Genomic DNA, 23,957 nt, shown 5'->3' with positions numbered 1-23,957 from the left:
ATGACCACAGCGACAGACATTGTCAGAGTTCCCCTCAGGATCGCCGGCGAGGCCGCCGATCCCGCCAGCGGACGCTACTTCGACAAGATCCAGCGTTTGACCGGGGCGACGGTGGCTACCGTCGCGGCGGCCGGACGAGCTGATGCAGAGCGTGCCGTCGACGCTGCAGCTGCCGCAGCTCCGGTATGGGCGGCCACCCCGCCGGCCCAGCGCCGAAAGATTCTGGAGGCAGCTGCAACGCTGCTGACCGAACGCAGCCACGACATTGCCGCCGTCATGGGCAAGGAAATGGGGGCTGCAGCTGCCTGGTGCCACTTCAACGCCATGCTCGCCGCCAACATGCTCCGCGAAGCCGCCGCCCAGGTCTACTCCACGGTCGGCCAGGTCATCCCCTCAGACGTGCCCGGGCTCTCCGCGACGGCTGTACGTGAACCGGTCGGCGTCGTTGTCGGTATCGCCCCGTGGAACGCGCCGCTGATCCTTGGAGTGCGCGCTGTGGCTATGCCGTTGGCTTTCGGGAACACCGTGGTACTGAAGGCCTCCGAAGAGACTCCGGCGACGCACTCCGCGATTATCGAATGCCTGATCGATGCCGGTCTTCCTGCCGGCGTCGCCAACCTGATCACCAACGCACCCGAAGACGCCGCCGAGGTCGTCGACGCTCTGGTCACCCATAAAGCGGTCCGGGTTATCAACTTCACCGGGTCCACGAAGGTTGGCCGGATCATCGCCGAAAAGGCCGGGAGGAACCTGAAGCGTTCCGTCATGGAACTGGGCGGCAAAGCCCCGTTCATCGTGCTCAAAGACGCTGACCTTGAGGCCGCAGCCGCGGCCGCCTCCTTCGGGGCGTTCATGAACCAGGGCCAGATTTGCATGTCCACCGAACGCATCATCGTGGACAAGGCCGTCGCAGCGGAGTTCAGCCAGTTGCTGGCTGAGCGGGCCGCCAAGCTGGTCGTAGGCGATCCCTCAGACCCGGCGACTCAACTCGGCCCGTTGGTCCACGAGGCATCCGTCGAACACGTCACCGCTCTGGTTCGCGACGCTGTCGAGAAGGGTGCAACAGTCCTCACAGGCGGCGAAGCCGATGGACTGTACTTTCCCGCCACGGTCCTCACGGGTGTTACCAAGGCTGCCAGGATCTACACCGAGGAATCCTTCGGCCCGTTGGCGCCGATCATTGAGGTTGACGGCGCCGACGAAGCCATTGAAGTTGCAAATGACTCGGAGTACGGCCTGGCCGCGGCCCTGTTCACCAGCGACGTCAGCCGCGGACTGGGGCTGGCGCGTCGCATCCAGTCCGGTATTTGCCACATCAACGGAGCCACCGTCCACGATGAGGCACAGATGCCTTTCGGCGGAGTAAAGTCCAGCGGCTTCGGGCGGTTCGGTTCCGCAGCTTCCCTGGAAGAATTCACCGAACTGCGGTGGATTACCGTTTCAACTGAAGAACGCCACTACCCTATCTAGTCAATGGAGACACTTGTGAGTATTGCCGGAGCTTCCGACGGCCCTGCCCTGCAGGGGCAGGAAACGGGCCAGTTCCCCGGGCTGAGATACGGGGAGCTGGTGGAGCGCCGGGCGCTCCGACAGCCCCTGCGCACCGCCATCATCCACGACGGGGCGCGCATCACCTACGGGGAACTGCTCGAACGGATCCATGCGGCAGCCGCGTTCCTGACGTCCCAAGGCGTCCGGCGAGGCGACAGAGTGGTCTGCGTCAGCGAGAACCGCCCGGAAATACTCACGGCGCTCTATGCATGTTCACGTATCGGAGCGGTCTTTACCCCGATAGGAATCGCGGCTCCCGCCGCGGATGTGAAGTTCATCCTCCGCGATCTCTCCGCAACAACCATCCTGGTATCGGAGCGCTCCGTTCCGACGGCTCTTGGAGCCGTCGGAACGGACACCGAGGTCAGCATTATCCAACTCGAAGCCCAATCCCGCCACGGGCTTCCATCCATCCCGGTCAAGACCGCTGCGGAAGTCGGAGAAATCCAGCCGGAGGCTGACAGCCCCGCCATCATCATCTACACCTCAGGCACCGCTGGGCACCCCAAGGGCGTCCTCCTCACCCACAGCGCGCTGTTCTTCAACGGTGTCAACACCCTTCTGGGGTTGGACATCGCCAGCGACGACGTGACACTGGTGAACACCCCGCTTTCCCACATTGCCGCACTGAACACGATTGCCGTCGCGACCCTGCACAAGGGCGGCAGCGTAATCATTGACAGCAAGTTCGACGCATCCCGCTGCCTCGAACAGATCAGTGAATACGGAATCACCACCATGTTCGCCGTTCCCTCAATGCTTACCCTGATGGCTCAAACTCCCGGCTTCGCCGACGCGGATACCTCGAGCCTTCGCTGGATCCTCGGAGGCGGGGCACCCATGCCACCGGAACTCGTCGCCCTCTGGTCTGCGCGGAACGTCCCCGTGCTGGCTTCCTATGGAATGACCGAGGCCGGGCCCTCCATCAGCTTCAGGCGGCGGACCGACGCCTCGGGCAAAGCAGAATCATCCGGGACGCCGGCCCTGCTGACGGACGTCCGCATTGTCTCCGCGGACGGAACCGACCTCCCGCCAGGGGAAACCGGTGAAATCCTGGTCCGCGGACCACATACCGCATCGTCCTACTGGCGGGACGCCAAAGCAACCGAGGCAGCCTTCGTCGATGGCTGGCTTATTACCGGTGACAGGGGCCTGATTGATGCCGACGGTGATCTCTGCATCACCGGCCGCTCGAAGGAAATCATCATTACCGGCGGGGAGAACGTTGACCCGGCAGAAATTGAACACCTGATCGCCGGGTACCCCGGAATTTTGGACGCCGCGGTGATTGGCCGACCCGACCCGTTGTGGGGTGAAGTCATTACCGCCGTGATCGTCTCCGAGTCCAACGTTGAACTCAAGGAGCTCCAGGAATACCTCCGCCCTCATCTGGCCAGGTTCAAACTCCCGCGCCAGATTGAACGAAGGGAAGAACTGCCCCGCAGCCCTGTCGGAAAGCTACTCCGGCGCGAGCTCCGCGTCCTCCCGCCGGCCCAGCCCTAACCCCAAGCCACACGAATGCAGAAGGAAACACGATGACCGCAGCCACCCACGAAACCGCGCAGTCCGAGAAAACAACTCCCCGGACCCGCCTTTACGGCGACTGCGATCCCATGAACTATGAAGCGCTGCTCACCGATGCCGAGCAAGGAGAACTCCTCAAACTTCGTGGCTTCCTCGAAACGGAAGCCAAGCCCCTGCTGGCCGACTACTGGGAGCGGGGCGAGTTCCCGGCCCACCTCATCAAGCCCCTGGCAGCGCTGGACCTCATCACCCCGGCGTCCCTCACCTCCGACGGCAGCAAACCACGGTCCCTCTACGAAGGCTTCCGCAACTTCGAACTGGCCCGCACGGACGCCTCGCTGGCAACGTACTACAACGGCCAGTCCGGGCTCTTCCGGACAACCGTGCTGCGCGGCGGCAGCGAGGACCAGGCCAAGACCTGGTTGCCGCTCATCGATTCCTTTGAAATGACCGGCGTTTTTGCCCTCACTGAGCCAGAGCACGGCTCCGATATCGCCGGCGGACTAACAACATCCGCCCGCAGAAACGGGAACACCTGGGTCATCAACGGGGAAAAACGCTGGATCGGAAACGCTGCATTCGCTGACTACCTCGCAGTCCTTGCCCGCGATGTCGCCGACGGCCAAATCAAAGCCTTCCTCGTGAAAACAGACGCACCTGGCGTCACCATGAAAAACATCGGCGGCAAGATGTCGCTGCGCATGGTCCAGAACTCAGACATCTCGTTGGACAACGTTGAAGTAACTGAAGAGTTCAGGCTGGCGCGCATCAATTCCTTCGCCGACGTTGCCGACCTGCTCCGCTCCATGCGCTCCGGGGTTGCATGGTTCGCCGCCGGCGTGCAGGCAGGAGCATACGAAGCAGCACTGAAGTACGCCACGGACCGCGAACAGTTCGGAAGACCCATCTCCGGGTTCCAGATGGTCCAAGACAAACTCGTCAGCATGCTCGGCAACACCATCGCTTCTCTCGGCATGGTCGTCCGGCTCTCCCAGCAGCAGGACGAGGGCGTCTACCGGGACCAGGACTCCGCGATGGCGAAGGCCTGGACGTGCTCTCGTATGCGCGAAACCGTAGCCTCGGCCAGAGAAATTGCCGGAGGAAACGGCATCCTCCTCTCAAACGATGTCGGCCGGTTCTTCGCCGATGCCGAAGCGATCTACACCTACGAGGGAACAAAAGAGATCAACACCCTGGTCGTGGGTAGAGCCATCACCGGCCGCAGCGCATTCACCAAGTAGCTAGCCCGCTCAGACCGTTTTTCACACGCGCGCGGCGCCTGGAGGCCAGAGTCAGGCAAACAAGCGGCCTTTGTCCGCCTTGATGATCACATTGCCGCAGACACACACAAAAACGGGAATCACGGTGACGAGATTCAGAGTTGACGATTGGTACCGCTTGCCCTCCGCCACCGTGGAGATCCGCCGATATGGGGTCTTCATCCGAAACGGAACTGTGGAGTCAGCTACCCCTGATTCAACAATGCTCTGGCTATCATCCGAGGGTGTCGACAGCGTATTGCTCGGCAAACAGGACGGCTACGAAGTTTGGATCCAATCACACCAGCTGCAACTGGTTAAGAGCTGAGGCGTCAGCTGCCGCAACCCACCCGCCCTTAAACGTCGTTCGCTGCAGCTCTGAAAAATCGCGATCCTGCGCGCCGGCCCAAAGCGGACCAGCAATGGTCTCCCGATGACGACCGGGCCCTGCAGCGGGCCGTTGATAGGAAGTTCGATCCGGACTTGTGCGGGGGCGGCATCCGGCTCTGGGTCCATGTCCCCTGGTCAGTCATTGTGATGACGGGCATCGCGTTGCTGTTTCCTGCCCCGCCGTGGTTTCGCGGCACGAAGGAGATCCGGGACAGTGACGTGGAAAAGCCGTCTGATGCTCGTTCAACGAACATCGCCAGTCGGGAAGCGCAGCGACCTCGGATCATAGAACCAACACCAACCAAGGGAGTTCCAGCCGAGGTTTCACTCCCCTGACGGAAGGCAACGAAGTGTCTGCTGAGACGATGAGTGACACCAGGAACGATGAAGAATTATCGATACTCTCGCGGGAGTTCGAGTTAACTGCTTCGCCTTGGATTGGGCTCCACTACAAATACGAAGAGGAACTAATCAGTATCCGAATCACCCAGTAACCCATGAACTCCAGGAACTGGTACCCGTCCCGCTCAAGGCCGCCACAGCCGGCTAAAGCGGGCCCTGTGTACGGAAGGAACTTTAGATTGCAAAGTGGGTTGTCACACGTGGAAGTTGAGTTCCTGGAACTGCTGGCCCTGGGAGATCAGGTTGAGATGCTCGATCATCGAGGAAACGTCGAGTGGCAGGGCGCCGTGGAGGAAATCGCGCCGGCGCTCGGTGTGGCATGGATCCGGACTGGAATGGGGGAACGTAAATTGTTGGACATCCGGGAGCACTCTGTACGGCGTTTCCCGCGGTAGGACCCGAATGCGGAAGTCCGAAGAAACCTGCGCTGGCCCTGACGTTCGTCCATAAAGGGCACACCCAAACCTGACGTCGGGGTGTGCTGACAAGGGAGGACTCACCTGTCGGTAGAGTTCCGGTCTGGTTCTCAAACACCTGCTGAGCCGCAGAAGTGGTATCGCCGGGCCTTTCGCCCGGCGAGTTCCATCATGCCCCCGTTTCTTGAAAACTATTCGATGATTCCCGGGCTACCGCACCTCAGTTTCCAGCGCCTCTTACTGTCCGGGTTGGATCTGAGAACATCATGAGCCAGTGTCAATAAAACTAAACTTCGAGTTATTCTGACGCCAACGCCAACGCCGACCGCCGGGTCGAATTCGCTTACTCGATGAGGACGGCAGACCGGCGCCCGCAAGTTGCCCGCGCTGCCCGCTCCCCCGTTCGGTCGGCTCTACGGCAAAGCGACCGCCGACAAACCGGGTACGCTTACGGTTTCCGCTCTCTGGCATAACCCGTTGGCGACTTGGCCGAACATCCGTTATCCGCGGTTGAGTGGGACAAGTAGAAGTAGCTACGAGATGTACCGGTTCCTTCACTGCTGACGGTGGCGTGAGAACTGAGTGTGGCAAGGGATTGGATGACCTGATTTAGCGATTGCACGGTCGGTGTTCGCTTCCAGGAGACTGCGCCCTACTCGTAACGCACGTTGATTGTGCTAGATTTTATTCATCAGACATCGCCCCCCTCTGAGCCTCGGCTCAAGGGGGCGATTTTCATTGTGCGACAAACGGTGAAGCGTGGAGTATACGAAGGAATTCAAAGAGCGCGACGAGCTGCTTCAACAACTCGAAGACCGTGGCCTCGCCGTTCCTGACCGCGATGCTGCGCTGAACTTCCTCACCCGCGTTGGCTACTTCCGCTCTGGCGCGTACAGATACGTCTTCCGTCGTCTGCTCCCGGCGGACCAAATTAGCGAACGGCTGCATCAGTATCGCTCGGACGATTACATCTCTGGCGCGAGCATTGAGCATGTCATGAAGCTAGAAGCATTTGACTTCAAGCTTGCCCGAGTCTGCCAGGAGGGTCTGCTGGAATTCGAAGTCCGGCTGAGGGCAGCTATAGCCCACACGCTTGCTTCGAAGGACGTTGCAGCTCATGCCTCTAAGCAGTTTCTCGATGCGCAAAGCTGCGATAGACCCGCCGGCGAGAAAACGAAGTTCCAAGCATGGTCTACGACGTGGCGGGAAGCTGTTACGTCCGCTGCAGAGGATGAAGACTTCCTTAAACACCACCTGTTGAAGTATCCAGAGCAGGATGTGCCCATCTGGGCCGTCACCGAAGTTTTGAGCTTCGGGAGTCTTCCGTTCCTCTATGAACTCATGCAGACCCCGGATGCGCGTGAGGTGGCCCGCATGTTCGGGTTTAGCCATCCGAGCCGTTTCGGCGCTGTGGTGCGTATGATGGTGGACTTTCGAAACGCGTGTGCCCACGGCTCGCGGCTCTTCAACCGAGCTTTCAAAAGATCACTCTCCCTCGGCAAGCACGACACCGAGGGCACGCTGTTAGAGCACTTGCTCGAGCCCGGCTTCACGAGAACCCCCAAAGCAAACCGCAGGCTCTACATATACGCGGCCGTTTTGGCGTACATGCTCGGATCTCACATGAGTGGCACCAACTGGCATTTGACCTTCAAGACACAAGTAAGAAAGCTTGATCTCAAACTTCAAGCGCCGGACGGCTCCGAACTCCTATCGCCCGAGGTGAGCATGGGTTTTCCCGTGGGATGGTCTGACCTAGACCTGTGGAAGGCAACCCGCTAAAGCTGCAGCGCGAGTGGTCCTCGTCAGCAAGCAAAGTGAGTCCCTGCTTATAGGTTGACAGAATCACAATTATCGGCCAGTCCCTAGCCCGCTACCAAGCCAGTGTCGCTACTACAACGGGGTCGCCAGCGAATTGCCAGTTAATAGACTGTCCTTCCGCTGCCGGCATAATCTGCCCTTCATACACGGTTGTGCAAATTTGGGGGTCAGTCGGTGATTGCCAACTGCCGGATTTCGGGCAGTGTGTTCCCGTTGGCGCCACAACGAATGGCACTGGCGATCGGCGATACAGGCGCCTGGGCTTCATTGAGTAGGTCTCCGCTTCATATTAAGGTGCACGGTGTGATGGGTCCTTTTGGAAAGAAGGCAAAAGCTTTGGCGAGGCGGGTAGCACTATCAACAAGTTGTTGTTCCGGCAGGCCAGCAAGGTCAAGGCCCTGCTGAGCGCCTTGACTAATTAGGATGCCGTCGACGGGGCACTGCCCCCGGCGCTGCTCATCCTCCCGGTTAGTTGCTGCCTGATACCGCATTCGCCGTTCTCCACGGCAGCAGTTCGCCAATGACATTCCGTATCTCACGGGTAGGGAACAATCAGCTATACAACCGCGAACAAGATTCTGGCTAGCCCCGGAACCAAACTTGCCGGGTGAACGCTCATCCTTCACGAAAGCTAGCCAGATCAAGACAATAGCCTTTCTAAATAAGGGTATTTCTTTGCTTCTGGCTAATATTATGATGGTCAAGTGGTCGGGCGGTCAATGTTAAAAGGGCTTGGATGTCTTATGCCTGCGATCGCACGGTTTTTTGGGCGGGCGGCGTGGGCGTCCTCGCCGGGAACATGCGACCGAAAGTCTGGTCTCGTAACGTCCCTTCAGGCCCTGATCGAGCGGGTCTTCGCGGGGCGGTCGTGGAGGTGTGCCCGGGGCAACTCCCCTTGCCTCGGCAATAAGAGAGGCACGATCGCCCCAGCCTTAGGCCACCCGCGGCGAACACGCCCTCAACTCTCGGCCCGAGGTGCTGGTTGGCTGCGGCTCCTCGGGATTTCGCGCCGCGGGCGGGGGTGCCGGGTGGACAAATGGAACCACGCGGGGATCCAAAGTACGGTCCGGCTTCTTATAAATAGCTTTTTTGCAAAAGGACTTTATGAATGTAAGCTCCAAGGGAGCTGTAGCAGAGTATTCAGAAGATTCGCGAACACTCCTTTGCAGCGCCGGTACTGCAATTCGACCCTTGCTTAATCGAGGTCCGTCAACAAGGCGAGCCCGGTTCGACGGTTGCCGCACATCCGGTTCAAGATCCCCTTAGGATCTCCTCGCAAGAAGAAAGCATTTTTCGGTCAAGGACGCGTCTGCGAGCCCTCCTCCCCAGGAAAGACATGGAGCGCACGCCACTGCACTTTCAATTTAGGAGGATTTCTCAGGATGAACAACTTTCTCAAGGCTGAAATGGAACCGGCCCTTGGCGGCTGGATCATGTCCTCTGACCCCGACTCCGCTCGCTATATGATTGATGCCGGCTATAGGTGGCTGGGGATCGACGAGCAACATGGCAATGCGGACCGTGCTGCCATACTGTCGATGCTGGACCAGGCCCGCGCCGTAAAGGTTCCGGCCTATATACGGGTGGCCCACAACAGGCCCGAACTAATTGGGGCGGCATTGGATGGCGGGGCGGCAGGGGTCATCGTGCCGCAAATAGAGTCTGCCTTGCAGGCTCGAGAAGCAGCAAGTGCCTGTAGGTACCCTCCACGGGGATCCCGAAGCTGGGGTCCCCGGCACGTTCCATATGGAGGCCTAAAGGACGAGATGTACCGGACGAACGAATCGGTCAACTGCATCGTGATGATCGAATCCGTGGCGGGTCTAAATGCTGTTTCTGAGATAGCCGAAGTGGATGGCATCGACGGCATCTTTGTCGGAACCATGGACCTGTCCATCGATGCAGGCACGACAGTAACTGAGATACTTGATGACACTGGCGAAGGGTCAGCGCTCACGAAGGCACGCACTGCCGCTAGCGATGCAGGAATCGTTATTGGAGGGTTTGGGGGGTCCGCCACTAATGCGCGCAAGCTTGTCGGAAGGGGTTTTCAACTGGTAGCTGTCACAACAGATACAGCACTGCTCGCCGCGGCGGTCCAATCTGCCCTAAAAGATGCGTCCGCCTCCTAAACCTATCTCCGATGCCGAGAAGGCGCGTATAGGGCATCGTATGGGAATCAGTTACGACAATCTGGCTTAGTCGGCTTCTGTCGCATCCCCAAACGGCCTGGCTGGTACCCCGCCCCTTGAGAATTGGATTCACTTCTTCACTTGGCTATTCGAGTGTTGGACGAAGATGCTCAATCATTTTAACCATTGAATCCTGCGGTTCGATCCTTATCAGAGCTATAGACGTCTCCGTGCGAAGTACTCCGTCGATATCCCAAATGTGTTCCGCAAGAAGAGCGCGCAAATCCTCGAAGCCACGGGCTCGTATCTTAACGATTAAGTCTGTTGCGCCCGTGAGGCTTGTAATCTCCTCGACGCCGCGGACCTGATCCAAATATCCGATTACCGCGTTTATCTCCTGACCAGCAGCGGCAACAATAGTCAGGTAGGCAACAGTTGAATAACCGATCGCATCCCAATCAATATTGACCTGAAAGCCACGAATAACGCCCCGGGACTTCAATCGTGCTATCCGGTCAGCTACCGATGGAGCCGAGAGGCCCAGTGTTGCCGCCAGTGCGCGCTGGGGAATTCTTGCATCCTTAGCCAGTTCCGTCAGCAACGTAATATCGATGTCATCGAGTTCCACAGCCGGGCTGGGTGTTCTTATGCGCTCCTTTAGGTTACGCATTGGCGAGCGTTGCATTTAGCTTCCTTCCGGCCACGAGACACCTTAGATTGTCTACCCTCAACCCCGTCAACGATACACAACGTTAGGCTGCGTCGGTCAGTTACCGAATAAAAATAGGCTCGTCTCCTCCCAATTTTTAGAAGTAGTCCCCAGCTAGACGGCTAAGATCTGCTCACCGCCTCCATGTAGGCAGCAGCGCCCAAGGTTCGGGGGACTGGACCCAAAACGGCACGTCTGAATCCCCGGCTCTTCTTGGCATTCATCCGCGGGGCCTCGGCGACCGGGAATCCGTGGGTAACCATGGTGCCGGTAGGCAACTACCGTCCTTGAACGGGCTCAAACTTAGCCTCGAACGTGTATCTGGGGACCTGACGGGACTATGACCGGGCGTTCTGGTTTTCGAAAGTTGCGTCCCTTGGACTGGCAGCCTTTTGAGCCCAGGGGACGGGCATGGTGCTACCCGTCCCCTGACCTTGAGTTTTTCCTGGTCTATCTAGTCAACGTTGAGGGCGATATATTTCTCTTCGAGAAATTCAAGAATTCCCTCGGAACTGCCTTCACGACCGAGCCCGCTTTGCTTCATTCCGCCGAATGGTGCGGCCGGGTCACTCAGAACTCCTCGGTTCACGGCCACCATGCCGGCATCAAGTTTGAGGGAAGTGCGGCGCGCTTCCGCGTCTGGACCAAAAACATACGCCATTAGACCGAATTCTGTGTCGTTGGCCATGCGTATGGCTTCATTGACGTCCTCATAGGCTGTGACGGCAGTCACGGGGCCGAAGATTTCAGTCCGATTTATTGTGCTCCCGTGCTGTACATCTACAAGGAGTGTCGGTTGGTAGTAGGCACCCCCGCCAATGCTGTTGCCACCAAGTTCTACACTGGCACCTTCATCCTGCGCAGTCTGGACGAGCGCGGCGACTTTGTCCCGTTCGGCCACCGAAACCAGCGCACCCAGGGTGTTCGAACGATCGAGGCCTGGTCCCACTTGAAAGTCGGCTAGGGCTGACTTCATCCGGGCTACAAAATCTCCGTGCAGGCTGCTGTGGACATAAAAACGATTTGCCGCCGTACATGCCGATCCGCCATTGCGCATTTTCGCGAGGATCGATCCCTTGATTGTCAGATCGATGTCAGCGCCGGGAAGAACAATTACTGGAGCGTTCCCGCCTAGTTCCATGGAGGCACTCACCACCGTTTCTGCTGCCCCGCGAAGAAGCTCCCGGCCCACCTCTGTCGAACCTGTGAAGGACACTTTTCGGACGGCGTGATGGTCCAGCATTTTCTTGATGAGCGGGCCAGTGGGTATGGGCGTTACCAAGTTGACGACGCCGTTGGGTACCCCCGCCCGCTGCAAAACATCGACCACGTACGCAGCTGTCAGAGGGGTTTCACGGGCCGGCTTGAGGATGGTTGTACATCCGGCGGCTAGAGCTGGTGCGAGTTTGCGCGTTGCCATTGCGGCGGGAAAATTCCATGGAGTAATTAGAAGTGATACTCCAATCGGCTGGCGGGTAACCACTATGTTCTTATCCCCTGACGGAGAAAGCCTGTACTCGCCAGGGATCCGTACAGCCTCTTCTGCAAACCATCGGAAGAACTCCTTGGCATAGTCTGCTTCGGCAAGAGCATCAGGGAAAGCCTTTCCATTTTCCCGGACCATGATCTCCGCGAAACGCTCGCGTTCCTCGGACAGAATTTCATATGCGCGTCGGAGTATTTCCGATCGCTGGCGGGGGGAAGTAGCGCCCCATTCTTCCTGCGCGCCTTCAGCGGCTGCGACTGCGGCAAGGCAGTCAGACTCACTGGCCGCCGCGAATAGGGCGATTTCGCTCCCGTCAGATGGATCGATAACAGGGAAGCGTCGACCTTCGCTGCCCGGGCGCCACTCCCCGCCAATGTACAAATCTGTGAAGTAGGTCAAGTTCATTTCCTTTGTCTAATGTTGGTGTTAGCTCAGCTGATTCCGGTTGCCTTCGAAGGCTGCCTCAAGAATCCTTTGGAGGAAATTGACATCCGCGGCTACGGGCGCAATCGAAACGAGGCGCTTTACGCTCGCGGCCAGCTCCGCGATCCTTGGCAGGTCCTCCCGGGCGATTCCGATTTCCCTGAGGGATTTGGGCAACCCGATCTGCAGACAGATGCGCTCAACTGCGTCGATGGCTGCAGCCGCACGGTCTTCTGCGCTGCCCGAGCATCCTGTGCCCATCGCATCCCCAATGGTTGAGAGTTCGCTGGGGATTCCAGGTGCACACGCCTGGAGGACGAAGGGAAGCATCATGCCGGTCCCGAGTCCGTGCGGCGTTTTGGTCAAAGCCCCTATGGGATACTGCAGAGCATGGGACAAGTGCGTGCCCGTGGCGCCGAAGGCCATTCCCGCTAGCAGGCTTCCATATGCCATGTCAGCCCGCGCCAGGTCATCTCCCGGGGTGGTGACGGCAGTTACCAACGACCCGCCGATCTTCCGCACTGCTTCCAGAGAGTATGGTGACGACAGTAGGTTACGGCCCACAAAAACGGGCAGGGTCTTTGACCAATCATGTACAAAGGGTGCGGCCGTGTAGGACTCTATCGCGTGCACCAACGCGTCCACACCCGAATGAGCAGTGACGGAGGCCGGCGCCCCGAAGGTCAGTTGTGGGTCAACAATCGCGGCTGACGGAACCAGATGGGGACTTGAAATCCCCACCTTGAGCTCTCGTTCCGGGTCCGAGATGACGGCAACAGGTGTAACTTCTGAACCTGTTCCGGCCGTTGTAGGTACCGCCACCAGCGGCAACACGGGCCCTGGAACCGCGTTTTCGCCATAGTAGTTGCTAAGCGGCCCGGGGTAGGACAGAAGCAACGCCACAAGTTTAGAGGCGTCGAGGGCGCTTCCACCGCCGTAGCCGAGGATAACGTCCGGCTCGAATTCGGCCGCGGTTCGAGCCGCCGCCGTCAGGGTGTCAACAGGAAGCTCAGGCTGGATGTCCGTGTATACGCGAGTTGCCGTTCCGCCGGCAGTTATCGCTGCCTTTACTTCCTGGAAAGCGTCCGTAGTAGCCAGAAACGGGTCGACCACGATGAAGACTCGTTGACCGAACTCTTTCAAAGTCTCAGCGATTGCCGCACTGGCCCCATTGCCGAAGAGCACGTTTCCGGGCAGCCGCATCGTTCCGATGTTGTTTTGCATTTTGGTCCTTTTCTATTCTCGGCTTGGATGAACCAAGCTTCAGTCCTGACAGGCGGCCTGAATCGTTGCCCAAAGTGCACCATCTACCGGGACGCCGGCTTCCAGACGCTCGGTTCGTGTCCGACGGGCTCTGTCCCCCGGGATGCTGACCACGCCGGAATCGACGCCGCTGCCACGGATTTGCTCAAAATAGCGGGCAAGGGCCTGAGCAGACTCGCCGGCTCTCAAAACGTCAGTTGAGATCACAAGGAACAAATCACCCTTGGTTGTGGGCTGAGTTGCGTCCAAGGTTCCGGTTACTTCCGTTCCGAACGCTGTTCTGGTGAGCAGCCCTACAATGGCTTCCACGGCAATCCCAAGGGCATAACCTTTCGCCCCACCAAACGGCGAGATGGCACCTTCGGAGGCAGCGGCTGCATCCGTTGTTGGACGGCCGTTCCGGTCCACGGCCCAACCGTGCGGTATTTCCAGTCCTTTTGCTTTGTAGTCCAGGATCTTGCCCATGGACACAGCCGCCGTCGACATGTCCAAAATCAGGGGAGTGTCTCCGGAGGGGACGCCGATGCCTATGGGATTCGTGCCAACTAGAGCCCCTGCCCCACCCCACGGATGGACCAACCCTTCGCTGGTAGTCATAACCATGCTCACAAAGCCAGCACTCGCCATCCGCTCTACGTAGGGCGCCAGCATCCCGATGTGATGACTGCGCCGGATGGCGGCAAGGGCGACCCCTGTGCTGGCAGCGCGAGGTAGAAGCTCGTCTATCGCTGCATGCGCCGAAACAGGACCGAACCCCAGATTTCCATCCACATCGAGCACGGATTCCGAGACCCAGGTTGTGTCCGGGGACGCTCCGGAGACAATGAGGCCAGCGTGAAGGCGGTCACAGAGCACCGGTACCCGCCGGATTCCATGGGAAGCATGCCCCCTAAGCTCAGCGTCGACGAGCTGGTTGGCTTGAACCTGAGCATCGCTTACTGTCGCTCCAGCCTTAACGAGCGCGTTAGTTACTGTCAGCCGCAATTCTTCGGCGCCCAGTAATTTATAGCTGTCCCTTGTTGGTGATTGCATACTTTCTCCTCTTTCTTCACTTGATTATGGACACCCGATATAGTGCTTACTCATGCAGCGTCCCACTGAGCAGGACACCGAAACATCGCTGGGAAAGGCACTTGCCATTTTGGAGGCCTTCTCATTCGAACGTCCCGAGATGAGCGTTAGAGAACTTGCCCAACAATCGGGAGTATCCCGATCCACAACGCACCGCCTCGTCCTTGAGCTGCTGGATTGGGGAGCCCTCGAGAGGGGACCAGGTGGTGTGCGGTTAGGCGTAAGACTGTTCGAGCTCGGCACGTTGGCTCCGACCCATGCCACCCTGAGAGAGGCCGCCTCGCCTTTCCTGCACACGCTCAATGAGGTGACACGACTGACTGCCAATTTCGCCGTCCGTGAAGGCAACGCAATCGTCTACCTTGAGAAGATCGGCTCGCGGACACTCAAAGTTCCCCACTCACGAATGGGAGGTAGGGGATCGCTTCACGCGACGGCACTGGGTAAGGCGATTCTGGCATTCAGTGGCCCTGTGTCTCTCGAGGAACTTCTTTCCGAACCACTCCAGCCCCTGACACCCCATACGATGACAAGTCGTGCGGAACTGAATGCCGAAACACGCAAAGTCAGAAAAACCAGTGTGGCGTATGACTTGGAGGAATCACGGGAGGGCTTGTTTTGCGTAGCCTCGCCTGTCTTTGACTCACGGGGCTTGATTACAGCAGCCGTGTCTGTAACGGGAGCGACGGGACAAAGCCAGGCTGAACATTTCGCTCCTACAGTCCATGCCATCGCCCTCGGAATCACCCGCGCCTTGCGGTGATGGGAGAGTTGGAAAAACTCCCGGGACGGACCGCTGAGCGTGTACCTGGTTAGGCCATCCTAAATTTAGGGGACTGCCACTTGCCGTACTGGCGTGGCTCACACCCTTTTCGCCGTACTCCTGAGATGGAGGTATGGTCGGCCAAAGGACGCCTTGTCCACCAACCTCAACAGGGTTCAAAATTTGAGGAATGTCCGAGATGTTACCTAGGGAAAGACTGACAATCTCAAATCTTTTTCCTTGACAATAAGGACTTGGATCTTCGAAGTAAGTTGTTGTCCGACCTGAAAAGGGCGGCATCTACTGGGCGACGAAGTTCGCGGGACTCCCGCTGGCGAGGGTGCTTGATCCAAGAACGGGACGAGATATCGTTCTTCAACGGGTGATCCGGTGAGGCGCAACCGGCTGTTTAGTACCTTAGGATAGGTCGAGGGTCTTCACGCCTGTGTCGTGGAATGTCTTTGCGGAAATGTGAAGCTTTCCGGTATACGGAGAGCCGCCGGTCAAACCAAGAATCCTCTGTGGTCGCGATCAGACGGCTCACTCGCCTGATTCGGATCTCTCCTGCAGCTCGCGTCGAACCTCGTCAAGCAGTCGCCGGTTAGGGTCCAGTCCCGGCGGCTGCCCCATGCTGATCATTGTCACTGTGGTGTCGATCCCCTCCATCTGCCAGATGCTGTCCATCAGGATCTCGCGAAGATGGATGTTGTCCCGGACTCGCATGCGCACAAGCAGGTCGAACCCGCCTGTGACGAGCGTGACCTCTTCGACTCCTCGGCTCGCTGCGAGGCAACTCATGATCGGTCCGCGATCGATCTTCATCGAGAGCTTGACGGAGATATAAACGACGGTGACTAACCCGAGAGCATCCCAGTTGACAACGGCCGAGTAGCCGGCAAGGACCCCTTTCTGCGCCAATCGAGAGAGGCGATCGGCTACTGCGGGTGCAGACATGCCTAGGCGTTCGGCCAGCTTCTTCTGGGGCAGACGACCATCGGCAGTGAGGAGCTCAAGGATCTCCAGGTCGACCTGATCGATCTGTACGCGGGCAGAGGGAGTTGAGAGATTGGTGCCGATGTTCCGGAACGTCCCGCGCGGGTGCAAGTCATCGAGGCCGTTGCTCATATGGTCCATTCTTGTCCTCCACGAACGACTTTTCGGCCAGGGCGGCCGAAACAGGACTCTACGCTAGATCACTGCATGGCGCCCGGCAATCGGCGAGACAGCACAGCGAGGTTACTATTTTATCAGGCAGTGCCCGATGACTGACTTATAAAATGTAAGTGATAAATTCATTGACCCTATAAAAATAAGGTTGTAGGCTGCGTGTGAGCAGAGCTTGAGGGAGACCGGAGGCTTGCTCCGCAGCGGGAGCGTCAGGAAGTTTCCGCGTGATCTTTTCGTCCCGACCGCTATCTGGTATCAACCGAGGGCGACGCAATGAGGCATACGCAAGCGACGGCATCGCCGTCCGAGAGAGGAGCCGCGCTTTGAACTACAACCTGGCCGCACGAATGGAACGCGTCAAACCTTCAGCAATACGCGATCTGTTGCGATACGCAAATGACCCCGACATCGTTTCCTTCGGTGGCGGATACCCGGATCCGACGACTTTTCCAATCCATGAGATTGGCGCGATCTATGCAGATCTCGCCGTTCCGGGCAACGCGGGTGCCTTCCAGTACACGGTCTCCGATGGGCTGCCGAAGCTGCGCGGACAGATTGCTGCTCGGATGGCTGCGGACGGCACACCGACCAACATGGAAGAAGTGCTCGTCCTTCAGGGCGCTCAACAAGGCCTCGACCTCGTGGCAAAACTGCTCCTGGACGACGGCGATGTGGTCATTACTGAGAACCCGACGTTCCTTGGCGCAATGATCGCTTTCGCGCCTATGAAGCCCACGTACGCCGCGGTGGACATGGATGAGGACGGCATGTGCACGGACGCCCTCGATGCGATGCTCACCGCGAACCCCCGCGCTAAGTTCATCTACACCGTGCCGGACTTTCACAACCCCACCGGTATCACCATGACGCTCGAGCGGCGTCGCCGACTGCTCGAAGTCGCACAGAAGCATGACGTGATCGTAGTTGAGGACTCGCCTTACCGGGACCTACGCTATGAGGGCGACGCGGTGCCCACTATCAAAAGCATGGATACGGACGGCCGCGTCATCTATCTCGGCAGCTTCTCCAAGATTCTCACACCAGGGCTGCGTCTGGGCTGGGCGGTGGCCACTCCAGAGCTCATCCAGAACCTCGGACTTCTCAAGCTGGCAGCAGACACTCAGACCAGCACCATCAACATGGCGGTGGCGTCCGAGTTCCTCGATCGCTACGACCTCGACGCGCACGTGGCACGTGTAAACGTCCAGTACAGCGCCAAGCGGGATCTGTTGCTCAACGTCTTCGACTCGGCAATGCCTCCAGGCGTCACCTACACCCGGCCTTCCGGGGGATTGTTCACGTGGCTGACGCTGCCCGAGGGATTTGACGCGGCTCGCTTCCTGCTGGAGGAAGCGATCCCTCACGGTCGGGTGGCCTACGTTCCGGGCGGGCCGTTCTACCCGGACCGTGCCGAGCCGAACCACGCACGTCTTAGTTTCTCAAGCCTCGAGCGCGACGAGATGGTCGATGCGGCCAATCGGCTCGGTGCTTTGATCACATCCGCGGTCGACTCCGGCCGCTTCACGAAAGGAAAAGCTGCGTGAGTACGCACAAAGTCGCCATACTCGGCTCCGGCAACATCGGTTCCGACCTCATGATCAAACTGCTCAGCGGAGGCGGGTCGTTGGAACTCATCGCCTTGGTCGGCGTCGACCCGGCCTCGGATGGCTTGGCGCGGGCGCGAAACCTGGGAGTGACCGCCATTGATACCGGAGTGGCAGGACTAATCGCCATGAACGGCTTTGATGAGATCGAGTTCGTCTTCGATGCCACCTCAGCTAAGGCGCACGCTGAGAACGCGACGGCACTTGCTGAATTCGGAATCACAATGATTGACCTCACTCCGGCTGCCATCGGCCCGTTCGTCGTGCCCCCCGTCAATCTCCAGGAGCACCTAGGCGCCAAGAACGTCAACATGGTCACCTGCGGAGGTCAAGCCACGGTTCCCGTCGTCGCCGCAATCAGCTCGGTCACCACGGTGTACTACGCCGAGATTGTCGCTTCGATTTCTTCTCGTTCAGCTGGACCTGGTACCCGCGCGAATATCGACGAGTTCACGGATACCACTGCGCGCGCTCTCAGGGATGTCGGCGGAGCCGGGCGGAGCAAGGCGATCATTGTCCTGAATCCGGCCAAGCCGCCAGTGCTGATGCGCGACACCGTCCTGGCGCTGGTCGCTCCCGGTCACGAAGCGGAGATTACCGCCGCTGTCGAACGTATGGTCGAAACTGTGACTGCATACGTCCCCGGCTACCGCCTGAAGCAGTCTGTCCAGTTCGAGCGGATCGAGGACGTCAGTGAACTAGAAACACTCGCTCCCGATCTTCCCGAGGCCCTCGTCCGGGTCTCGGTCTATCTCGAGGTCGAAGGGGCCGCTGACTATTTACCGGCATTCGCCGGAAACCTAGACATCATGACATCTGCGGCCGTGCAGGTTGCAGAAGAGCTAGCGCGCGTCGCGGACGCGCAGAAGGAGGTCACGGCGCGATGACCCGTATCTACATCCAGGACGTATCTCTGCGTGACGGCATGCACGCCCTTCGCCATCGACTCCCGGTCGAGAAGGTCGCGGCGATCGCCGCAGCACTCGATGAAGCAGGCGTCGATGCCATCGAAGTTGGCCACGGGGACGGCATTGGCGGATCCAGCCTCACCTATGGAGTCAGCGGCTCGACCGACCGGGCATGGATCGAAGCCGCGGCATCGGTCGTGAAGCGGGCGCGCCTCACCACTGTCGTGATGCCCGGCATCGGCCGGATCGACGACATTAACGCCGCACGCGACTGCGGCATTACTTCGATCCGGGTATCGGTGCTGGGTTCCGAGGGGGACGTTGCGATCCAGCACCTTGAGCACGCCCGCCGGCTCGGCCTCGACACCTCAGGCTTCCTTATGATGTCCCACGCCATCGACCCGGAGCAGCTCGCGCAGAATGCCAAAATCATGGAAGCCGCGGGCGCCGAGTGCATCTTCATCGCCGACTCCTGTGGACGTCTCACTCCGAGAGATGTGACCGCCCGCGTCGATGCTCTGCGGCAGGCACTTCGTCCGGAGACCCAAATCGGAATTCACGCGCACGAAAATCTTTCCCTGTCGGTGGCGAACTCCTTGGCTGCTGTCGACGCAGGCGCATATCGCGTAGATGCTGCGCTTGCCGGACACGGGGCAGGGGCCGGAAACGCGCCGATCGAACCCTTCGTCGCCGTGGCTAACCTCTACGGTTACGAGCATGGCGCCGACCTGTTCAAGCTGCAGGACGCAGCCGATGACCTGGTGCGCCCGCTCCAGACGGTCCCGCTCCAGGTGAACCGAGAAACATCAACGTTGGGCTATGCAGGTGTGTACTCCAGTTTCCTGCGTCATGCCGAAGCGGCGGCTTCCCGCTACGGGCTCGACACCCGAGATGTCATCGTCGCGCTCGGTGAGCGCGGCCTGGTAGGAGGACAGGAGGACATGATCGTCGATGTCGCACTTGACTTGGTCAAAGTTCGACAGCCAGCTTAAATTTTGCCTAAGCCAGTGGAAGCGCGCCGTCGTCACCCAGAAGAGGTCTTAGTTGGACCGACTCCCATCCGAAACCCGCTATCCAGCTGGTCTACTAAAGTTCAATAAAAGACCTTGAGAGCCTTGTATTCCACGCGTATGCTCGACCCAGGCTTTCATTTAATAAAGAAAAACATGCATTCACCCATTGTCTGAAGCTTCCCCGGCTTCGGCGCACAAAACTTAGCGAGACACAAGATTTGCATCTTGCTGTATCTCGCGAGGGTCACTCAGAGGAGAAGAAAATGAACTCGCACAAGAAACTGGGCCGTTTGGGAGCCTTGGCCGCACTCGCAAGCGCTGCCCTAATGCTTGCCGGCTGCTCGGGTGGGACAGGAGCCGCTGCAGGTGAAGCGGCCTCCAACGATTTCGGGCTAAAGAACCCCGGCACCATCAGCGTCGGCATCAACGGTGACGCCAAGCCCTTCACCTACAACGAAGGCGGCAAGCCCAACGGTTTCGACATCGATCTGCTCGACTACGTCGCCAAGGATCTTGGCCTACAGGTCACATACACCTCCGTGGAGTTCGCGAACCTGCTCCCGGCAGTCTCCAGTGGGCAGTACGATCTTGGCGCTGGATCGATCTCGGTTACCGAAGAGAGGCGCAAGAGGGTGGACTTCACCGACGGCTATTTCCTGCCGGTGTACTCCATCGTCACCAAGGAAGGTGCCGGCATCACGGACGCTGCAGGTCTCAAGGGCAAGCGTGTCGGATTCACCCAGGGCTCTTGGATGGATGCCTACGCGACGAAAAACTACACCGAGTCGGAGTTGGTCCGCTTCACCGACAACACCCTTGCTATGACGGGGTTCCGCAACAACGCAGTTGACGCTGTGCTCATCGATCTCCCCCTGGCGCAGGAATTCATGGAGAACAACCCGAAGGACGGGCTGACCGTGGCATTCGAGATCGCCGCGGAGGACGCTCCAGCCGCTTTTGCGCTCCCGAAGGACCGCACTGCGCTGCAAAAAGCCATCAATGAGAGCATTGCCAAATCGGTAGAAGACGGAAAGTATCAGGAGATCTTCAAGAAGTATTTCCCGGACCAAGAAGTGGCTGACATTTCGGGACTCAAGGGCTAAGCGCTCTGGTTCTCAAGATGAACATCTTTGACAACTTCTTCAACTTTGAGGTCATGCTCAAAGCGCTCCCCGAAGTTCTGACATACGGCTTCCTGAACACGCTTTTGCTGTCGCTGTTCGCCATGATGATCGGGCTGGTGGTCGGGCTGCTCCTGGCAATCCTTGGCGTGAGCCAGAACTCGTTCCTGCGAGCGATCGCGCGGGTGTACACGGATTTGTTCCGAGGGCTGCCTGCAATCCTCACGATCCTCGTGGTCGGTTCCATCCTCGCTCAGCCCCTGTCGGGGCTCACTAAAGGCAACCCCTACGTGCTGGCGATCATCGCACTCGGACTTATCGTCGGCGCATACATCGGCGAGATCTTCCGGGGGGCCATCCAGTCGGTCGATCCAGGGCAGATGGAGGCTAGCCGTGCCTTGGGTGTCTCATACGGCACGTCGATGCGCCGGGTCATCGTACCCCAAGCTGTCCGGACGGTCTTGCCGTCACTGATGAACCAGCTCATCGCCGTCATCAAGGACAGCTCACTCGTGTACGTGCTTGGTCTCACCGCCGGTCAGCGAGAACTGTTTCGCATCGGCCAGGACGCATCGATCACCAATGGGAACCTGTCGCCTCTCGTCCTCGCAGGCGTGTCCTACCTCCTGATCACGGTCCCGCTCACGCATCTCGTAAACGTCGTGGACAAGCGCATGCGCAAGGGGAAAAACGTCAAGGCTGTAATCGATCCAGAACAGGATCTCATGACCGGAACGATCAAGGTTCAAGAGCGAGGTGTATGAAATGACGATGGCATCAGGCGTCGAAACATCGCACAAAGTCCGTCCGGTGGTGCTCAAGTTGAAAGGCTTGCAGAAGTGCTTCGGGGAGCACAACGTCCTCCGAGGCATAGATTTGGAAATCCGGAAGGGTGAGACTGTGTGTGTCATCGGTCCCTCCGGTAGTGGGAAGTCCACTGTCCTGCGCAGCATGAATCGACTCGAAGAACCGACCGGCGGATCTATCCTTCTGAATGGAGAAGACACGGCAGCAATGTCGGTCGATGTGCTGAGGCAGAAGGTTGGCATGGTGTTCCAGCACTTCAATCTCTTCCCCCACATGACTGTCGAGGGGAACATCATGATGCCCCTCTGCGAGGTAAGAAAGCTCGGGAAAGAAGATGCTCGGCAGATCGCACTAGCACGGCTTGAAGATGTCGGACTCAAGGAGAAGGCGCCGTTCAATCCTGCGAGCCTGTCCGGAGGACAGAAACAGCGAGTGGCTATCGCACGGGCTCTGGCGATGGAGCCCGCGCTGATGCTGTTTGACGAGGCAACCAGCGCTCTGGATCCTGAGCTCGTGAAGGGTGTGCTCGGCTTGATGCAGCGACTTGCTCAATCGGGAATGACGATGGTCGTCGTGACTCACGAGATGGAGTTCGCTCGGAACGTTGCCGATCGCGTCGTCTTCATGGACAAAGGAATGATCGTCGAGAGCGGCACCCCCCAAGAGGTCTTCGAGCACCCGAAGACCGAGCGTCTTCAAACGTTCCTCAGCCAGGTTCTGTAATGCCACGACGGCCGGGGCACTGCGTGGTTTCCCCGTTCTGACGCAGTGCCCCGGCCGTTCTCACCTGTCCATCAAGTCATGCACCTGCTCGGAAATGAGTGACATGGTCGTCGGCGCTGTCCCCCCGATGCTGACCTGTATTCCAAGGTGCGTGCTGGTGCTGGGATGCCAAGCGGAAACAAGTCACGAATTTTCGATATCTGCTGCCCCCCATTGCTTCCGGGAGGGCGAACGATGATGCGGTCCGCATGGGCTTCAAGAGCAAGGAACCTAAATGGACATTGAAAACTGGGAAAACTTGCAAGGGCAGCAAGTCCTCATCCGAAAAAATGGAAAACTGGTCCGTAACGGCCTGGTTGAAGAAGTGGCACCCGGTGGGGACGCCCTATGGATCGAAAATTACGGTGCAGATCTTCGTCAGCTTTTTCTAAAAGAGGAAGGGTACTCGGTTGAGCTAAGCCCGCCTCTTAAAGGCATGTAAGCTTCGCCGTTCAGTAGCGGCGACGCAACGATTCGCGAAATCTTTGTTAATACCCAGCGCCTGGCGGCGATTGGACGGATGCTGTTCGAGCAGGCCGAGTCACCAGGCCCCGCTGACGGACATCCACCCCCCGCACCTGGTTAGGAGCGAACGGATCAGGACACCATTCCTATTTCCTGTGCCTCTCCGGACCACTTTAGACAGAACCTGAAGCTTGGGATCCTGGTTAGGCCGCTCAGCTCAACGCCTGGTGGTTGGCAGCCCTCTCGGGCCTGAGTAGGGGACGGGTGAGCATGCTGGCAGAAAAAGCGCCAGAGTGCAACCCCCTAGAACAAGGTCGGGACCGGGAACCCTAATTACATCCCCGGCCATGCCCACCTCTTTTGTTCACCAGCACCAGCACGAAAGGGCTACGAACCGTCGTTCGGGGTTTTTCTAAGCGCAGCGGAATTATCGGCCCCGGTAGTACGGGCCGTGTGTGCTGCATTGTGGATGCCACACCTGCTGGGAACCGGCTGCATCCAAATGCAGCCAAACATTGATACTCGTGCCAGAAAGGGCTAAAGCTCCATGGAAAGCACCACCGTCAACACGGCTTTGAGATTTCAGCAATGCTCCCAAGCGCATCTGCCGTCACGAGAAAAGCGATGATGCCCTTCCTACCAAGGGAGCGGTGGCACTCCGGCGCAGACGAGTACAGTGTGGTCCTTCTGGGTGTGATGTATCCGATTGCAGTCCCGAAACGCAACCAGCGCCCACAACAAAACCGGCCGCCCGTACCACAAGATAGCCTCTTCAACTGGAGGAGCACAGACCTCGTCTTTTACGACCCCATCCTTGCCGGTGACATCCCGAAGCCGGATCAAAGCGGGACTTCTCAGCCAGACGCTGAACGTACTTGGACATCGAAACGACAAAAGAAG

The 23,957-nt window shown here is 58.7% G+C and carries 19 protein-coding genes; 14 read left to right on the top strand and 5 right to left on the bottom strand.

From position 1 onward, the window contains the following. The 6 genes from ACZ9BC_RS18205 (at position 1) to ACZ9BC_RS18180 (ending at position 9,495) form a co-directional block, all read left to right on the top strand. Positions 1-1,470 carry an aldehyde dehydrogenase gene (locus tag ACZ9BC_RS18205; protein WP_476247150.1) on the top strand — a complete coding sequence of 490 codons (1,470 nt, stop codon included), beginning with the start codon at positions 1-3 and terminating at the stop codon, positions 1,468-1,470. Between the two features lie 15 nt (positions 1,471-1,485). After that, the gene (locus tag ACZ9BC_RS18200; RefSeq protein ID WP_476247149.1) at positions 1,486-3,054 is read left to right on the top strand and encodes a class I adenylate-forming enzyme family protein; all 1,569 of its coding nucleotides are present in this window, start codon (positions 1,486-1,488) and stop codon (positions 3,052-3,054) included. Positions 3,055-3,086: 32 nt separating this feature from the next. Next, positions 3,087-4,316 carry an acyl-CoA dehydrogenase family protein gene (locus ACZ9BC_RS18195; protein ID WP_476247148.1) on the top strand — a complete coding sequence of 410 codons (1,230 nt, stop codon included), beginning with the start codon at positions 3,087-3,089 and terminating at the stop codon, positions 4,314-4,316. A gap of 1,010 nt (positions 4,317-5,326) precedes the next feature. Then, the gene (locus tag ACZ9BC_RS18190; RefSeq protein ID WP_476247147.1) at positions 5,327-5,521 is read left to right on the top strand and encodes a hypothetical protein; all 195 of its coding nucleotides are present in this window, start codon (positions 5,327-5,329) and stop codon (positions 5,519-5,521) included. A gap of 780 nt (positions 5,522-6,301) precedes the next feature. Next, positions 6,302-7,324 (top strand): Abi family protein, encoded by a 1,023-nt coding sequence (locus ACZ9BC_RS18185; protein WP_476247146.1) that lies wholly within the window; start codon positions 6,302-6,304, stop codon positions 7,322-7,324. 1,421 nt (positions 7,325-8,745) lie between these two features. Then, complete coding sequence (locus tag ACZ9BC_RS18180; protein ID WP_476247145.1) at positions 8,746-9,495, top strand: HpcH/HpaI aldolase family protein; 750 nt, start codon at positions 8,746-8,748, stop codon at positions 9,493-9,495. Between the two features lie 145 nt (positions 9,496-9,640). On the opposite strand, the gene ACZ9BC_RS18175 is transcribed toward ACZ9BC_RS18180, so the two are convergent. From ACZ9BC_RS18175 to ACZ9BC_RS18160, 4 genes are all read right to left on the bottom strand, one after another. Further along, a complete protein-coding gene (locus ACZ9BC_RS18175) occupies positions 9,641-10,180 on the bottom strand; it encodes an Lrp/AsnC family transcriptional regulator (protein ID WP_476247144.1) in 540 nt (179 codons plus the stop codon). A 478-nt stretch (positions 10,181-10,658) separates the two neighbouring features. Further along, positions 10,659-12,089: an NAD-dependent succinate-semialdehyde dehydrogenase gene (locus ACZ9BC_RS18170; RefSeq protein WP_476247143.1), complete on the bottom strand. Its 1,431-nt coding sequence runs from the start codon at positions 12,087-12,089 to the stop codon at positions 10,659-10,661. Between the two features lie 27 nt (positions 12,090-12,116). Then, complete coding sequence (locus tag ACZ9BC_RS18165) at positions 12,117-13,316, bottom strand: iron-containing alcohol dehydrogenase (protein ID WP_476247142.1); 1,200 nt, start codon at positions 13,314-13,316, stop codon at positions 12,117-12,119. A 60-nt stretch (positions 13,317-13,376) separates the two neighbouring features. Next, complete coding sequence (locus tag ACZ9BC_RS18160; RefSeq protein ID WP_476247141.1) at positions 13,377-14,408, bottom strand: Ldh family oxidoreductase; 1,032 nt, start codon at positions 14,406-14,408, stop codon at positions 13,377-13,379. Positions 14,409-14,460: 52 nt separating this feature from the next. On the opposite strand from ACZ9BC_RS18160, the gene ACZ9BC_RS18155 reads away from it, so the two are divergent. Next, complete coding sequence (locus ACZ9BC_RS18155; protein WP_285251178.1) at positions 14,461-15,210, top strand: IclR family transcriptional regulator; 750 nt, start codon at positions 14,461-14,463, stop codon at positions 15,208-15,210. Between the two features lie 540 nt (positions 15,211-15,750). Here the strand turns inward: ACZ9BC_RS18155 and ACZ9BC_RS18150 are convergent. Then, positions 15,751-16,335, bottom strand: coding sequence for an Lrp/AsnC family transcriptional regulator (locus tag ACZ9BC_RS18150; protein ID WP_285251179.1), 585 nt, complete (start codon positions 16,333-16,335; stop codon positions 15,751-15,753). A 365-nt stretch (positions 16,336-16,700) separates the two neighbouring features. On the opposite strand from ACZ9BC_RS18150, the gene ACZ9BC_RS18145 reads away from it, so the two are divergent. From ACZ9BC_RS18145 to ACZ9BC_RS18115, 7 genes are all read left to right on the top strand, one after another. Continuing rightward, on the top strand, positions 16,701-17,921 hold the full coding sequence (locus ACZ9BC_RS18145) for an aminotransferase-like domain-containing protein (RefSeq protein ID WP_476247140.1): 1,221 nt from the start codon (positions 16,701-16,703) through the stop codon (positions 17,919-17,921). After that, a complete protein-coding gene (locus ACZ9BC_RS18140; RefSeq protein WP_476247139.1) occupies positions 17,918-18,868 on the top strand; it encodes an acetaldehyde dehydrogenase (acetylating) in 951 nt (316 codons plus the stop codon). Before ACZ9BC_RS18145 ends, ACZ9BC_RS18140 begins: the two co-directional genes overlap by 4 nt. Next, positions 18,865-19,881: a 4-hydroxy-2-oxovalerate aldolase gene (gene dmpG / locus ACZ9BC_RS18135; protein ID WP_476247138.1), complete on the top strand. Its 1,017-nt coding sequence runs from the start codon at positions 18,865-18,867 to the stop codon at positions 19,879-19,881. Before ACZ9BC_RS18140 ends, dmpG begins: the two co-directional genes overlap by 4 nt. A gap of 284 nt (positions 19,882-20,165) precedes the next feature. Next, on the top strand, positions 20,166-21,005 hold the full coding sequence (locus tag ACZ9BC_RS18130) for a substrate-binding periplasmic protein (RefSeq protein WP_285251183.1): 840 nt from the start codon (positions 20,166-20,168) through the stop codon (positions 21,003-21,005). Between the two features lie 17 nt (positions 21,006-21,022). Beyond that, the gene (locus ACZ9BC_RS18125; protein ID WP_285251184.1) at positions 21,023-21,787 is read left to right on the top strand and encodes an amino acid ABC transporter permease; all 765 of its coding nucleotides are present in this window, start codon (positions 21,023-21,025) and stop codon (positions 21,785-21,787) included. Positions 21,788-21,794: 7 nt separating this feature from the next. Then, positions 21,795-22,553: an amino acid ABC transporter ATP-binding protein gene (locus tag ACZ9BC_RS18120; protein WP_476247265.1), complete on the top strand. Its 759-nt coding sequence runs from the start codon at positions 21,795-21,797 to the stop codon at positions 22,551-22,553. Between the two features lie 274 nt (positions 22,554-22,827). After that, positions 22,828-23,034, top strand: a complete 207-nt coding sequence (locus ACZ9BC_RS18115) for a hypothetical protein (protein WP_285251186.1) — start codon at positions 22,828-22,830, stop codon at positions 23,032-23,034. Positions 23,035-23,957 lie beyond the last annotated feature (923 nt).

This window comes from Pseudarthrobacter sp. TE3704 (assembly GCF_056279405.1).
Note: the sequence above shows the minus strand (reverse complement) of the source record. Positions and strands in the feature narration are given on the sequence as shown.

Coding starts and splice junctions, on each gene's coding strand:
- ACZ9BC_RS18180 (WP_476247145.1), top strand. CDS start 8,746: ATGAACAACTTTCTCAAGGCTGAAATGGAACCGGCCCTTGGCGGCTGG.
- ACZ9BC_RS18155 (WP_285251178.1), top strand. CDS start 14,461: ATGCAGCGTCCCACTGAGCAGGACACCGAAACATCGCTGGGAAAGGCA.
- ACZ9BC_RS18130 (WP_285251183.1), top strand. CDS start 20,166: ATGAACTCGCACAAGAAACTGGGCCGTTTGGGAGCCTTGGCCGCACTC.
- ACZ9BC_RS18165 (WP_476247142.1), bottom strand. CDS start 13,316: ATGCGGCTGCCCGGAAACGTGCTCTTCGGCAATGGGGCCAGTGCGGCA.
- ACZ9BC_RS18205 (WP_476247150.1), top strand. CDS start 1: ATGACCACAGCGACAGACATTGTCAGAGTTCCCCTCAGGATCGCCGGC.
- dmpG (WP_476247138.1), top strand. CDS start 18,865: ATGACCCGTATCTACATCCAGGACGTATCTCTGCGTGACGGCATGCAC.
- ACZ9BC_RS18160 (WP_476247141.1), bottom strand. CDS start 14,408: ATGCAATCACCAACAAGGGACAGCTATAAATTACTGGGCGCCGAAGAA.
- ACZ9BC_RS18150 (WP_285251179.1), bottom strand. CDS start 16,335: ATGAGCAACGGCCTCGATGACTTGCACCCGCGCGGGACGTTCCGGAAC.
- ACZ9BC_RS18115 (WP_285251186.1), top strand. CDS start 22,828: ATGGACATTGAAAACTGGGAAAACTTGCAAGGGCAGCAAGTCCTCATC.
- ACZ9BC_RS18120 (WP_476247265.1), top strand. CDS start 21,795: ATGGCATCAGGCGTCGAAACATCGCACAAAGTCCGTCCGGTGGTGCTC.
- ACZ9BC_RS18195 (WP_476247148.1), top strand. CDS start 3,087: ATGACCGCAGCCACCCACGAAACCGCGCAGTCCGAGAAAACAACTCCC.
- ACZ9BC_RS18125 (WP_285251184.1), top strand. CDS start 21,023: ATGAACATCTTTGACAACTTCTTCAACTTTGAGGTCATGCTCAAAGCG.
- ACZ9BC_RS18175 (WP_476247144.1), bottom strand. CDS start 10,180: ATGCAACGCTCGCCAATGCGTAACCTAAAGGAGCGCATAAGAACACCC.